Annotated in this window: 13 protein-coding genes and 2 tRNA genes; 11 read left to right on the plus strand and 4 right to left on the minus strand. The window is 68.0% G+C overall.

Annotation, left to right across the window (positions count from 1 at the left end; all coding sequences use genetic code 11):
* The first annotated feature begins 36 nt into the window (after positions 1-36).
* Complete coding sequence (gene ctaJ, locus H7I87_RS10295; protein WP_003877446.1) at positions 37-267, plus strand: aa3-type cytochrome oxidase subunit CtaJ; 231 nt, start codon at positions 37-39, stop codon at positions 265-267.
* On the plus strand, positions 254-721 hold the full coding sequence (locus tag H7I87_RS10300) for a DUF5130 domain-containing protein (protein WP_019733394.1): 468 nt from the start codon (positions 254-256) through the stop codon (positions 719-721). Before ctaJ ends, H7I87_RS10300 begins: the two co-directional genes overlap by 14 nt.
* Here H7I87_RS10300 and pepN read toward each other — a convergent pair.
* Positions 718-3,309, minus strand: a complete 2,592-nt coding sequence (gene pepN / locus H7I87_RS10305; protein WP_033719559.1) for an aminopeptidase N — start codon at positions 3,307-3,309, stop codon at positions 718-720. The two genes, H7I87_RS10300 and pepN, sit on opposite strands and share 4 nt — an antisense overlap.
* 107 nt (positions 3,310-3,416) lie before the next feature.
* Here pepN and H7I87_RS10310 point away from each other — a divergent pair, with 107 nt between their 5' ends.
* From H7I87_RS10310 to H7I87_RS10325, 4 genes are all read left to right on the plus strand, one after another.
* Positions 3,417-4,040 (plus strand): mycothiol-dependent nitroreductase Rv2466c family protein, encoded by a 624-nt coding sequence (locus H7I87_RS10310; RefSeq protein ID WP_009975933.1) that lies wholly within the window; start codon positions 3,417-3,419, stop codon positions 4,038-4,040.
* Positions 4,041-4,095: 55 nt separating this feature from the next.
* Positions 4,096-4,575, plus strand: a complete 480-nt coding sequence (locus H7I87_RS10315) for a ribose-5-phosphate isomerase (RefSeq protein WP_019733395.1) — start codon at positions 4,096-4,098, stop codon at positions 4,573-4,575.
* An 18-nt stretch (positions 4,576-4,593) separates the two neighbouring features.
* Positions 4,594-5,400 carry an Fpg/Nei family DNA glycosylase gene (locus H7I87_RS10320; protein WP_019733396.1) on the plus strand — a complete coding sequence of 269 codons (807 nt, stop codon included), beginning with the start codon at positions 4,594-4,596 and terminating at the stop codon, positions 5,398-5,400.
* Between the two features lie 117 nt (positions 5,401-5,517).
* Positions 5,518-5,787, plus strand: a complete 270-nt coding sequence (locus H7I87_RS10325; RefSeq protein WP_080708751.1) for an Mtp family mycobacterial-type pilin — start codon at positions 5,518-5,520, stop codon at positions 5,785-5,787.
* A 66-nt stretch (positions 5,788-5,853) separates the two neighbouring features.
* On the opposite strand, the gene H7I87_RS10330 is transcribed toward H7I87_RS10325, so the two are convergent.
* Both H7I87_RS10330 and H7I87_RS10335 read right to left on the minus strand, forming a co-directional pair.
* Positions 5,854-7,044 carry a serine hydrolase domain-containing protein gene (locus tag H7I87_RS10330; RefSeq protein ID WP_003875846.1) on the minus strand — a complete coding sequence of 397 codons (1,191 nt, stop codon included), beginning with the start codon at positions 7,042-7,044 and terminating at the stop codon, positions 5,854-5,856.
* Between the two features lie 32 nt (positions 7,045-7,076).
* A tRNA-Gly gene (locus H7I87_RS10335) sits at positions 7,077-7,147 on the minus strand.
* A 148-nt stretch (positions 7,148-7,295) separates the two neighbouring features.
* Between H7I87_RS10335 and H7I87_RS10340 the strand changes: the two genes are divergently transcribed.
* The 4 genes from H7I87_RS10340 (at position 7,296) to clpP2 (ending at position 10,187) form a co-directional block, all read left to right on the plus strand.
* A tRNA-Pro gene (locus H7I87_RS10340) sits at positions 7,296-7,372 on the plus strand.
* A 68-nt stretch (positions 7,373-7,440) separates the two neighbouring features.
* Positions 7,441-8,835, plus strand: a complete 1,395-nt coding sequence (tig, locus tag H7I87_RS10345; protein WP_033726746.1) for a trigger factor — start codon at positions 7,441-7,443, stop codon at positions 8,833-8,835.
* 129 nt (positions 8,836-8,964) lie between these two features.
* Positions 8,965-9,555, plus strand: a complete 591-nt coding sequence (locus H7I87_RS10350) for an ATP-dependent Clp protease proteolytic subunit (protein WP_009975941.1) — start codon at positions 8,965-8,967, stop codon at positions 9,553-9,555.
* Positions 9,552-10,187: an ATP-dependent CLP protease proteolytic subunit ClpP2 gene (gene clpP2 / locus H7I87_RS10355; protein ID WP_003875849.1), complete on the plus strand. Its 636-nt coding sequence runs from the start codon at positions 9,552-9,554 to the stop codon at positions 10,185-10,187. Before H7I87_RS10350 ends, clpP2 begins: the two co-directional genes overlap by 4 nt.
* Positions 10,188-10,208: 21 nt before the next feature.
* On the opposite strand, the gene mmuM is transcribed toward clpP2, so the two are convergent.
* Positions 10,209-11,123, minus strand: a complete 915-nt coding sequence (mmuM, locus tag H7I87_RS10360; RefSeq protein ID WP_170924210.1) for a homocysteine S-methyltransferase — start codon at positions 11,121-11,123, stop codon at positions 10,209-10,211.
* Positions 11,124-11,417: 294 nt separating this feature from the next.
* Here mmuM and clpX point away from each other — a divergent pair, with 294 nt between their 5' ends.
* Complete coding sequence (gene clpX / locus H7I87_RS10365; RefSeq protein ID WP_003875851.1) at positions 11,418-12,698, plus strand: ATP-dependent Clp protease ATP-binding subunit ClpX; 1,281 nt, start codon at positions 11,418-11,420, stop codon at positions 12,696-12,698.
* Positions 12,699-12,958: the final 260 nt, after the last annotated feature.

The following is a 12,958-nucleotide window of genomic DNA, read 5'->3' on the forward strand; positions in this document are numbered from 1 at the left end:
CCCGGTGCGTGGGATACGGTTTGCGTCGTGAGTCCTATGCAGATGCACCTGTTCATCGTCGGAATACCGCTGTTGCTGGTGATCGTCTTGTCGGTGCTGATCTGGTCCCACAAGGGACCGCACCCGGCGACCTACAAGCTGGGCGAGAAGTGGACCCACCCGCCGATCCTGTGGGCGGCCGTCGATGAGGACGTCGGCCACGCCGGTCACGGGGGACACGGCACGTCGGAATTCACAGTCGGAGGTGGCGCCAGTGGCACGTGGTGAGGTAGCGACGAGGGAACCCGCCGAGCTGCCCAACGGCTGGGTGATCACCACCAGCGGCCGGATCTCCGGGGTGACCGAGCCCGGTGAGCTGTCCGTGCACTACCCGTTCCCGATCAAGGACCTGGTGGCCATCGACGACGCGCTGAAGTTCGGGTCGCGGGCGTCCAAAACGCGGTTTGCGATCTATCTGGGCGACCTGGGCACCGACACCGCCGCGCGGGCCCGCGAGATCCTGGCCGAGGTGCCCACCCCGGACAACGCGGTGCTGCTGGCCGTCTCACCCGATCAGAAGGTCATCGAGGTGGTCTACGGTTCCGCGGTCCGGGGTCGCGGCGCCGAATCGGCCGCGCCGCTGGGTGTCGCCGCGGCCTCCTCGGCGTTCCAGCGGGGCGATCTGGTGGACGGCCTGGTCAGCGCGATCCGCGTGCTGAGCGCAGGGATCTCGCCGGCCTAGTCAGCTGTCGCGTCGAAGCGACGCGCCCGCAGCGCACGCTTCACCCCGGCCTGGCCCTCGAGCACCAGCCGCCGCAGCGCCGCCGGCACCTGGGGGTCCGACAAGAACCTGTCCGCCGCCGCGATGCCTTCGTCGCTGATGTCCCAGGCCGGATACAGGCCGACCACCACCGTCTGGGCCACTTCGCTGGATCGCCGCGCCCACACGCCCGGGATCGCCTCGAAGTAGCGCGGGGTGAACGGCTTGAGCAGCTCGTGCTGCCCGGGCTGGGCGATGCCCGCGATCATCGAGCGGGCTGTGATGTTGGCCAGGGTGTCGTCCTCGACCACCGTCGTCCACGCCTGCTCCTTGACCGGCAGCTGCGGCCGCGCCGCCGCGGCCTGCGCGGCGTGCCGCTTGCCGGCGGCCGTCGGGTCACGCTGCACCTCGGCATCGATGAACGGCGTCGCGGGCCCGTCGGCGTCGATCTCACCGGCGGCGGCCAGGGCGGTGACGATCCGCCACCGCAGGTCGGTGTCGATCTCCAGGCCGGCCAGCCCCAACTCGGCCGGGTCATGGTCGAGCAGATCCGCCAGCGTCACCACATGGCGCGTCGACAACAGCGACGAGCACAGCGCGTTGACGAAGGCCAGCTGGTGATCCGACCCGGGCTCGGCGGCGCGCGCCAACTCCAGCAGCCGGTCGGCGAACTGCGGCCAACCGTGGTCGCGCGCCCATCCCGGCTCGGCGTAGGAGCCCAGCGCCGTCTGCGCCTGCAGCAGCAGCCGCTGCGCCACGCCGACCTCGGTTTCGCCCTGCACGCCGCCCGCCACCAGGGCCACGAAGTCGCGGGCCCGCAGTTCGGCCTCGCGGGTCATCTCCCAGGCCGCCGACCAGACCAGCGAGCGCGGCAACGGCTCGGCGATGTCGGCGATGCGATCCAGCGCGGTGCCCAGCGACTCGGCGTCCAGCCGCACGGAGCAGTAGGTCAGGTCGTCGTCGTTGACCAGAACCAGTTTGCCTCGCGAAACACCAACCAGCGCAGGCACTTCCGTGACAGGACCCTCGACGTCGAGTTCCTCCCGGTGCACTCGCACCAGCTTCCCCGACCCGTCGTCGTCGTAGATGCCGATCGCCAGCCGGTGCACCCGGGTCTCCCCGGCGCCCGGGGCGGCACCACTTTGGGTCACCGCGAACCGGGTGAAGCGGGCGCGGTCGTCGACGTCGAAATCCGGCCGCAGCGTGTTCAGCCCGGTGGTCTTCAGCCACTGCCGACCCCAGTCGGACAGGTCGCGGCCGGATGCCTTCTCCAGCGCGGCGACCAGATCGTCGAAGGTGGCGTTGCCGAACGCGTGGGCGCGGAAGTAATCGCGCAGCCCGGCCAAAAAGTGCTCCAGCCCGACGTAGGCGACGAGTTGTTTGAGCACCGAAGCCCCCTTGGCGTAGGTGATCCCGTCGAAGTTCACCTCGACCGCGGCCAGGTCCGGGATGTCGGCGGCGATCGGATGCGTCGACGGCAGTTGATCCTGGCGGTAGGCCCACGACTTCTCCACCGTCGCGAACGTCGTCCACGCCTCGGTGAATTCCGTTGCCTCGCTTTGGCACAGCACCGACGCGAAGGTGGCGAACGACTCGTTCAGCCACAGATCGTCCCACCAGGCCATGGTGACCAGGTCCCCGAACCACATGTGCGCCATCTCGTGCAGCACCGTCTCGGCGCGCCGCTCGTAGGAGGCCCGGGTGACCTTGCTGCGGAACACGTAATCCTCGAGGAAGGTCACCGCGCCCGCGTTTTCCATTGCGCCGGCGTTGAATTCGGGCACGAACAGCTGATCGTATTTGCCGAACGCGTAGGGCATCCCGAAGTTCTTGTGGTAGAAGCCGAATCCCTGCTTGGTCTGGGTGAAGAGCCGTTCGGCGTCCATGTACTGCGCCAGCGAGGCCCGGCAGTAGATGCCCAGCGGGATCTCCCCGTGCTCGTCGACGTAGCTGTCCTTCCACTCGGCGTACGGGCCGGCGATCAGGGCGACCAGATAGGTGCTCATCCGCGGCGTGGTGGCAAACGTGTGCACCCGGTGTTGCGCCGCGTCGTTCACCGACACCGCCGCGCTGTTGGAGATCACCTTCCAGTGCCGGGGCGCGGTCACCCGCACGTCGAAGGTCGCCTTGAGGTCGGGCTGGTCGAAGCAGGCGAACATCCGCTTGGCGTCGGCGGTTTCGAATTGCGAGTACAGGTAGACCTCGTCGTCGACCGGGTCGACGAAGCGATGCAGACCCTCGCCGGTGTTGGAGTAGCGGCAGTCCGCGTCGACCACGACGACATTGCGGTCGGCCAGCCCCTGCAACGAGATCCCGGTGGATTCGTCGTAGCCGGAGACGTCGATGTCGCGACCGTTGAGCGTGGCGCTGCGCACGGTGTCGGCGGCAATGTCGATGACGGTGTCGGCGCCGGCCAGCGCGTCGAACACCACCGTGGTGATCGAGCGGAAGGTCCGTTCGCCGGGAGCGCCGTTCCTGTCGGTGAGGTCGAGGTCGATCCGGTAGCCGGCGACGGTGACCAGCGCGGCACGCTCGACGGCTTGTTCGCGGGTGAGATTGGGAAGTACCACGTGTCCAACTTACGGGGCGGGCAAACCGGGAACAGGATGCAGACGCCTACGGTTGTGCAGATCAGTCTTTCAACTCCACGAGCAACTCCCACACGAGAGGATCCGCCATGGCGCAGCAGGCCCCCGCGAAGAACAAAGCCGATTTCTGGTTCGACCCGCTGTGCCCGTGGGCATGGATCACCTCACGCTGGATCCTCGAGGTGGAAAAGGTCCGCGACATCGAGGTGAACTTCCACGTGATGAGCCTGGCGGTGCTCAACGAGAACCGCGAGGGCCTGCCCGACGAATACCGGGAGCGGTTGGCCAAGGCGTTCGGCCCGGTGCGGGTGGCCATCGCCGCCGAGCAGGCGCACGGCGCCGAGGTGCTTGCGCCGCTGTACACGGCGATGGGCACCCGCATCCACAACGAGGGCAACAAGGACCTCACCGACGTGATCAAGCAGTCGCTGGCCGAGGTGGGCCTGCCGGCCGAGCTGGCCGAGGCCGCCGACACCGACGCCTACGACGACGCGCTGCGCAAGAGCCACCACGCCGGCATGGACCCGGTCGGCGACGACGTCGGCACCCCCACCATCCACGTCAACAACGTGGCGTTCTTCGGGCCGGTGCTGTCCCGGATCCCGCGCGGGGAGGAAGCGGGCAAGCTGTGGGACGCCTCGGTGACGTTCGCGTCCTACCCGCACTTCTTCGAACTCAAGCGAACCCGCGACGAGAAGCCCGAATTCGACTAGCCTGCCGCACACAGCCGCGGGCCCGGCGGCCCGCGGCTGTGTAAGGATTGCGGGCATGCGCGTCTACCTCGGCTCTGACCACGCCGGATTCGAGCTCAAGCAGCAGATCATCGCCCACCTCGAGCAGTCCGGCCACCAGCCGATCGACTGCGGCGCCTTCAGCTACGACGCCGACGACGACTACCCGGCGTTCTGCATCGCCGCCGCGACGCGCACCGTGGCCGACCCGGACAGCCTCGGCATCGTGCTCGGGGGGTCGGGCAACGGCGAGCAGATCGCCGCCAACAAGGTCCCCGGCGCCCGCTGTGCGTTGGCCTGGAGCGTGGAAACGGCGCAGCTGGCGCGCGAGCACAACAACGCCCAGCTGATCGGCATCGGCGGTCGCATGCACACCGTGGCCGAGGCGCTGGCCATCGTCGACGCCTTCGTGACCACGCCGTGGTCGAAAGCCCCACGCCACCAACGTCGTATCGACATACTGGCCGAATACGAACGCACCCACCAAGCCCCGCCGGTACCCGGCTCCGTGGGCTGAGGTCGGCAGGGTCCGCACGTGCCCGAAGGCCATACCCTGCACCGGCTGGCCCGGCTGCATCAACGCCGGTACGCCGGCGCGCCGGTGGCGGTGTCCAGCCCGCAGGGCCGCTTCGCCGAGGCGGCCGCGGTGGTCGACGGCGGGGTGTTGCGGCGCACCAGCGCCTGGGGCAAACACCTGTTTCACCACTACGCGGGCGGCCCGATCGTGCACGTGCACCTGGGACTGTACGGCTCTTTCAGCGAATGGGAACGTCCCGGCGACGGGCCGTTGCCCGACCCGGTCGGGCAGGTGCGGATGCGCATGGTCGGCGCCGGCCACGGCACCGACCTGCGCGGCCCGACGGTCTGCGAGGTCATCGACGAGGGGCAGGTCAGCGACGTGCTGGCCAGGCTGGGCCCCGACCCGTTGCGCGACGACGCCGACCCGTCCTGGGCCTGGCAGCGAATTGCCAAGTCGCGCAGACCTATTGGCGCGCTGCTGATGGACCAGACCGTGATGGCCGGGGTGGGCAACGTGTACCGCAGCGAGTTGTTGTTCCGGCACGGCATCGACCCGTACCGGGCGGGCCGCGACGTGGGCGAGGCCGAGTTCGATGCGGCCTGGACCGATCTGGTGGCGCTGATGAAGGTGGGCCTGCGGCGCGGCAAGATCATCGTGGTGCGGCCCGAACACGACCGCGGCGCGCCGTCCTATCGCCCCGACCGGCCGCGCACCTACGTGTACCGGCGGGCCGGCGAGGCCTGCCGGGTGTGCGGCGAGCCCGTCCGGACCGCGGTGCTGGAGGGCCGAAACGTGTTCTGGTGCCCCACCTGTCAGAAGTGAGCCCGCCCGCTCGATCGCCTCGGTTGGCAGGAAGCTCACAGCACGAAACGCCGGGGCCATTGTTTAGCCAAAGCATCTATGCGGGTATGAGTGTTCTTCGTGAAAACTCTTCCACGTTTGGCCGCAACGGCCCTCGCGATCGGTGGGCTGGGCCTGGCCGGCTTGGGCATCGCCCCGCAAGCCCAGGCCCATCCCGGGCCCTTCCCGCAATGGTGCCCCGGCGAATTCTGGGATCCGGGCTGGGGAAACAACTGGGACTGGAACAACTGCCATGACTGGCGTGGGGGCCCGCCCCCGCCGCCTCCGGGTCCGCCGGGACCGCCACCCCCGGGCTGGGGCCACCCTGGTCCGGGCGGACCGCCGCCGCCGCACGGCTGGCACCCCTGACGCCGCGTACGTCCACGTAACCCGAACGCGCCCCGCCGATCCCGGCGGGGCGCGTTCGCGTCGCAGTTAGCGGACGCCCAGCACGGAGTAGACCTCGTTGGACAGCGCCAGGCTGCGCGGATCGGCGTTGGCCTTGGTGGCGTCGAAGCGATTCATCACGTACGCGTAGCCGATCCGGTGTTCCAGGTCGACGAATCCGAACGAGCCGCCTAGCCCGCCGTGGCCGAAGATCCGCGGGTTGGGTCCGTTGACGCACCGCTGGTTGAGCATGTACCCCAGGCCCCAGCCGTGGTCGGCGACCCGCGGTCCCAGCACCAGGTCGGTGTCCAGCCCGCCCTGGCACACCCGCACCCGGTCCATGTGCTCGCGGCTGAGCAACTTCTCCTGGGCCAGCGCGTTGTAGAAGGTCGCCAAGCCGAGCGCCGACACCTGCCCGTTGGTGCCCGGGAACTCCAGTTCGCGCCACAGGTTCAGATCGTGCGAGCCCAGCTCGTCGTCGGGGGCGAAACCCATCGAGATGGACAGCCCGGCCTTGGGGTGCTCGGCAAGGCTCCTCGGGTCGGTGGGGGCGTTGGCGTCGGCCAGCAGGTCGCGGGCGTGCGGCTTGTTGACCCGCTCGGCGCAGCGGTGTTGTTCGGCCAGCGGCAACCCGATGTGGACGTCGGCGCCGAACGGTCCGGCGATCTCGGTGCGCAGGTAGTGGCCGATGGTTCGGCCGGTGACCCGGCGGAACACCTCGCCCATGATGAAACCGAAGGTGGTCATGTGGTAACCCTGGGCGGTGCCCGGCTCCCACCACGGCTCGGCGGCGGCCAGCTGTTCGCAGACGTAGTCCCAGTCGGCGACCTGTTCCCAGCGCATCCGGGTGCGCGGCCCGATCACCCCGGATCGGTGGCTCATCACCATCGCCAGGGTGATGTCTTGTTTGCCCGCCTGGGCGAACTCGGGCCAGTAGCGGGCCACCGGCGCCTGCAGGTCCAGCTGCCCGCGGTCGGCCAGTTGGTGCACACAGGTGGCGGACAGGCCCTTGGTGCCGGACAGCACCGTGGTCAGGGTGTTCTGCTGCCAGGGGCGGGTGCGCGCGGCGTCGGCCCAGCCGCCCCACAGATTGACGACCAGCGACCCGTCCACCCAGACGGCGACGGCCGCGCCGACCTCACCGCCGTGGGTGAAATTGCGCTCGAAGGCGTCGCGTACCCCGACGAAGTCCGGCGCACATGAGCCATGAATCGGCGCGTCCGTCTTCAGGTCGCTCATGGCGCCTCTCTATCGAGAAGATAGTTAGCCCGAGCGGGCGACGGGAATCGAACCCGCGTAGCTAGTTTGGAAGACTAGGGCTCTACCATTGAGCTACGCCCGCATGTGTCTAGTCGAGCGTGACTGTAGCTGGCGACGAAGATCAAATCTAATCGACGCGGCTTTGTGACCACCCCGTGAGGTCCGCGCGGTCGCTGCGAAGCCTGTGGCGGACCTGGCTTCGAGGGGCCTTAGGATCATCGAGGTCAGCGCGGGGTGTAGCGCAGCTTGGTAGCGCATCCGCTTTGGGAGCGGAAGGCCGCAGGTTCAAATCCTGTCACCCCGACCAGCACGACCGGCCCCGTGCCCCGCGCACGGCCCACCGACCGCCAGCAACGAGTACCGAGGAGCACACCCGTGAAGAGCACCGTCGAGCAGTTGAGCCCTACCCGGGTGCGCATCAACGTGGAGGTCCCCTTCGCCGAACTCGAGCCCGACTTCCAGCGGGCCTACAAGGAACTGGCCAAGCAGGTGCGGCTGCCCGGCTTCCGGCCCGGCAAGGCGCCGGCGAAGTTGCTGGAGGCCCGCTTCGGCCGGGAGGCGATGCTCGACCAGGTCGTCACCGAGGCGCTGCCCGGCCGGTACGGACAGGCCGTCGCCGAGTCGGAAGTGCACCCGCTGGGCCAGCCCGAGATCGAGGTCACCAAGAAGGAGTACGGGCAGGAGCTGGCCTTCACCGCCGAGGTCGACGTCCGTCCCGAGCTGAACCTGCCGGACCCGGGCGCCCTGAAGATCTCGGTGGACCCGATCGAGGTCACCGACGAGGACGTCGACGCCGAACTGCAGTCGCTGCGCGCCCGCTTCGGCACCCTGACCGGGGTGGAGCGCCCGGTGGCCGAGGGGGACTTCGTCTCGATCGACCTGTCGGCCACCATCGACGGGCAGGAGGTGCCCGGCGCCACCGCCCAGGGGCTGTCGCACGAGGTCGGCTCCGGCCGGCTCATCGAGGGGCTGGACGAGGCCCTGATCGGGATGTCCGTCGACGAATCCCGGGAGTTCACCACCAAGCTGGTGTCGGGCGAGCACGCCGGCCAGGACGCCCAGGTGACGGTCACGGTCAAGTCGGTCAAGGAGCGCGAGCTGCCCGAGCCCGACGACGAGTTCGCCCAACTGGCCAGCGAATTCGACACCATCGACGAGCTGCGGGCCAACCTGCGCGAGCAGGTCGGCCGGGTCAAGCGGGCGCAGCAGGCCGAACGCATCCGCGACGCCGCGATCGACACCCTGCTCGAGCAGGTCGACATCCCGTTGCCGGAAGCAATCGTCAAGGCCCAGGTGGACAGCGCCCTGCACGGCGCGCTGCACAGCCTCAACCACGACGAGTCCAAACTCGAGGAAGTGCTTGCCCAGCAAGGGAAGTCCCGCGAGGAGTTCGAGAACGAGACGCGCACCGCCGCCGAGACGGACGTCAAGAAGCAGTTACTGCTCGACGCACTGGCCGACAAGCTGCAGGTCCAGGTCGGCCAGGAAGACCTGACCGAGCGGCTGGTGGCGACCTCGCGGCAGTACGGCATCGAGCCGCAGCAGTTGCTGGCCTACCTTCAGGAGAACAACCAGCTGCCGGCCATGTTCGCCGATGTGCGACGGGCGCTGGCCATCGCCGAGGTGATCCGGGCGGCGACGGTCACCGACACCGCCGGCAACACCATCGACACCAGTGAGTTCTTCGGCAAGCGCCCGTCGGGCGACGGCGCCGCCGATGAGGACGCCGATCAGGCCGACGAATCCACCACGGCCGACGCCGGCGAATGACCTTGCCGGTCACGCTGTGAGCGAACGCGCCCCGTTTCCGGGGTGCGTGGCCGCGAAACGGCGGGCCCGGTTGGTTAGTGTCGGTGCAGAGAAGAACTCGAGAAAGCAGGTAACCCAGTCGTGTCTGACATGCGTTCGCCCTCGCAGGGTCTCAACCTCACGGACTCGGTCTATGAGCGCTTGCTGTCCGAGCGCATCATCTTCCTGGGTTCGGAGGTCAACGACGACGTCGCCAACCGGCTGTGCGCGCAGATCCTGCTGCTCGCCGCCGAAGACCCCACCAAGGACATCTCGCTCTACATCAACTCCCCGGGCGGTTCGATCAGCGCCGGCATGGCCATCTACGACACCATGGTGCTGGCGCCCTGCGACATCGCCACCTACGCGATGGGCATGGCCGCCTCGATGGGCGAGTTCTTGTTGGCGGCGGGCACCAAGGGCAAGCGCTACGCGCTGCCGCACGCCCGCATCCTGATGCACCAGCCGCTCGGCGGGGTCACCGGCAGCGCGGCCGACATCGCCATCCAGGCCGAGCAGTTCCACGTCATCAAAAAGGAGATGTTCCGGCTCAACGCCGAATTCACCGGACAGTCGATCGAACGCATCGAGGCCGACTCCGACCGCGACCGCTGGTTCACCGCCCAGGAAGCCCTCGAGTACGGGTTCGTCGACCACATCATCACCCGCGCCGCCACCATCACCAACGGAGAAGCACAGTGAACCCTCAGATCCAGCCCCAGGCGCGCTACATCCTGCCGTCGTTCATCGAGCACTCCAGCTTCGGGATCAAGGAATCCAACCCGTACAACAAGCTGTTCGAGGAGCGCATCATCTTCCTCGGCGTCCAGGTGGACGACGCGTCGGCGAACGACATCATGGCGCAGCTGCTGGTGCTGGAGTCGCTGGACCCGGACCGCGACATCACCATGTACATCAATTCGCCCGGCGGCGGATTCACCTCGCTGATGGCCATTTACGACACCATGCAGTACGTGCGCGCCGACATTCAGACGGTGTGCCTCGGTCAGGCCGCCTCGGCGGCGGCGGTGCTGCTGGCCGCCGGCACCCCGGGCAAGCGGATGGCGCTGCCCAACGCGCGGGTGCTGATCCACCAGCCGTCGCTGCAGGGCGTGATCCAGGGGCAGTTCTCCGACCTGGAGATCCAGGCCGCCGAGATCGAGCGGATGCGCACGCTGATGGAGACCACCCTGGCCCGTCACACCGGCAAGGACGCCGCGACCATCCGCAAGGACACCGACCGGGACAAGATCCTGACCGCCGAAGAGGCCAAGGACTACGGGATCATCGACACCGTGCTGGAGTACCGCAAGCTGTCGGCGCAGACGGCCTAACTCGCTGCGCCGAACGTGCACTCAGGGCAATTTTTTGGCGGAATTTTCGCCGTCACTGCACGCTCGGCGAACGGCCGCGATGTCGGTGGGCCGCACCCGGCAGCATCCGCCGACGATACGTGCTCCCGCCGAGATCCATTGGCTTGCAAGTTCTACGGAAAACTTTGATCGGCCCGTCCAGGCGCGACCATCCCAGTGTTCGCCGCTGTTGGGATACACGATCACGGGTTTGCCGACGGCTCGGGCCGGCCCGATCGCCGGAAGCACATCATCCGGCGCGCAGCAATTGACGCCGACAGCGACAATCTCGGGCACCCCTGCCGCCACCGCGAAAGCGTCGGCTAGCGGCTGACCCGCCCGGGTGTGGGCGCCGTCAATGGTGTAGCTCAGCCACGCCGGCACACCGAGCGAGCGCACCAGATTCACCAGCGCCTCGGCCTCGTCGACGTCGGGGATGGTTTCCGCTGCCAAGACGTCCGCGTCGGCGTCGGCCAACACCTCCAGCCGCGGCCGGTGCCAGTCCTCCAGCTGCCTCACGCTGAGCCCGTAGCGGCCGCGGTATTCGGAGCCGTCCGCAAGTGCGGCGCCGTACGGGCCCACCGACGCGGCCACGTGGCCCGCAACACCTGCCTCATCCCGCGCAGCCTTGGCGAGTTCGACACTGCGCCGAAGCAATCCGGCGGTGTCGGAACGGCTGATTCCGCGGGCCGCGAAGCCCTCGAAGGACGCCTGGTAGCTGGCCGTCGTCGCGATCATCGCCCCGGCGCGGAAGTAGGCGGCGTGCACCGCGACGATCTCCTGCGGGGCGTCGGCCAGCAGCCGCGCCGACCACAACGGGTCGGAGAGGTCGTGACCGCGCGCTTCCAGCTCGGTGGCCAGGCCGCCGTCGAGCAGCACGGGATCGCTGGGCCAGGTGAAGCCCCCGGCTGAACCCACCTGGCCACTGTAGGGTGATTTCGTGGGGGTTCGCCCGCGCCTCGAGCCGGCCGCCAGCCTCGGTCGCATCACGACCGCGACACGCCAAAGACACGCAAAGCGCGTCTATCGCGAGTCACGGGCACCGTGTGGCTATATGTTTCATCCATACGGAAAGAGGCACGAACCCCCGCAAATACCATGAGCGCGATTCGGCGTTTATGGTCGCGGCGGGCCCGATCAAGCGGGTAGCGTCGGTGAATACATGCGGGACAGGCAAGACCAACGGCGAACAGGAAGTAGGCCCTCAGCACCATGGCGCGCATCGGAGACGGCGGTGACCTGCTGAAGTGCTCGTTCTGCGGAAAGAGCCAGAAACAGGTCAAGAAACTCATTGCTGGCCCCGGCGTGTACATCTGCGATGAGTGCATCGACCTCTGCAACGAGATCATCGAAGAGGAGCTCGCCGACGCCGACGACGTGAAGCTCGACGAGCTGCCCAAGCCGATCGAGATCCGGGAGTTCCTCGAGGGATACGTCATCGGGCAGGACACCGCCAAGCGGACGCTGGCCGTGGCGGTGTACAACCACTACAAGCGCATCCAGGCCGGCGAGAAGGGCCGCGACTCGCGCCACGAACCGGTCGAGCTGACCAAGTCCAACATCTTGATGCTGGGGCCGACCGGATGCGGCAAGACCTACCTGGCCCAGACGCTGGCCAAGATGCTCAACGTGCCGTTCGCCATCGCCGACGCCACCGCGCTCACCGAGGCCGGATACGTCGGTGAGGACGTGGAGAACATCCTGCTGAAGCTGATCCAGGCCGCCGACTACGACGTCAAGCGCGCCGAGACCGGCATCATCTACATCGACGAGGTGGACAAGATCGCGCGCAAGAGCGAGAACCCGTCGATCACCCGCGACGTGTCGGGGGAGGGCGTGCAGCAGGCCTTGCTGAAGATCCTGGAGGGCACCCAGGCGTCGGTGCCGCCGCAGGGCGGCCGCAAGCACCCGCACCAGGAGTTCATCCAGATCGACACCACCAACGTGTTGTTCATCGTGGCGGGCGCCTTCGCCGGGCTGGAGAAGATCATCTACGAGCGCGTCGGCAAGCGGGGCCTGGGTTTTGGCGCCGAGGTGCGCTCCAAGGCCGAGATCGACACCACCGATCACTTCGCCGAGGTCATGCCCGAGGACCTGATCAAGTTCGGTCTGATCCCCGAGTTCATCGGCCGGTTGCCCGTGGTCGCCTCGGTCACCAACCTGGACCGCGAGTCGCTGGTCAAGATCCTGTCCGAGCCGAAGAACGCTCTGGTCAAGCAGTACACCCGGCTGTTCGAGATGGACGGCGTGGAGCTGGAGTTCACCGACGACGCGCTGGAGGCGATCGCCGATCAGGCCATCCACCGCGGCACCGGGGCCCGCGGCCTGCGCGCGATCATGGAAGAAGTGCTGCTGCCGGTGATGTACGACATCCCCAGCCGCGACGACGTCGCCAAGGTTGTGGTGACCAAGGAGACCGTGCAGGACAACGTGTTGCCGACGATCGTGCCGCGCAAGCCGTCGCGCACCGAGCGTCGCGACAAGAGCGCCTGACGCGACCCCGCGCCCCTGCCGCGGCTAAGCGCGGCGGTTAACGCTCACGACGTGACCAATAACACAGTCTGGTGCGGTCCGCGTCGGCGCCACCACCCTGACTTGGGCTTTTGGTGAGTTAACGCCCGCGTGTGGTGGGTATCAGGTGACCATGTACGCGCGAAATGAGTGCCATAATTGGTACCGCCAGTGACATAAAACCGTGATGGCCGGAGACTCACTTCGCCGGCGCGTAATCTGAAGCTGCGCGAACTGTCTGT

Origin of the sequence: Mycobacterium timonense (assembly GCF_025821985.1) — a bacterium.
GTDB classification, from domain to species: domain Bacteria; phylum Actinomycetota; class Actinomycetes; order Mycobacteriales; family Mycobacteriaceae; genus Mycobacterium; species Mycobacterium avium.

What these genes read in the sequence shown, in the direction of transcription:
- ctaJ (WP_003877446.1), top strand. Translation starts at nt 37, where the DNA reads ATGCAGATGCACCTGTTCATCGTCGGAATACCGCTGTTGCTGGTGATC.
- H7I87_RS10310 (WP_009975933.1), top strand. Translation starts at nt 3,417, where the DNA reads ATGGCGCAGCAGGCCCCCGCGAAGAACAAAGCCGATTTCTGGTTCGAC.
- H7I87_RS10315 (WP_019733395.1), top strand. Translation starts at nt 4,096, where the DNA reads ATGCGCGTCTACCTCGGCTCTGACCACGCCGGATTCGAGCTCAAGCAG.
- H7I87_RS10330 (WP_003875846.1), bottom strand. Translation starts at nt 7,044, where the DNA reads ATGAGCGACCTGAAGACGGACGCGCCGATTCATGGCTCATGTGCGCCG.
- H7I87_RS10350 (WP_009975941.1), top strand. Translation starts at nt 8,965, where the DNA reads ATGCGTTCGCCCTCGCAGGGTCTCAACCTCACGGACTCGGTCTATGAG.
- clpX (WP_003875851.1), top strand. Translation starts at nt 11,418, where the DNA reads ATGGCGCGCATCGGAGACGGCGGTGACCTGCTGAAGTGCTCGTTCTGC.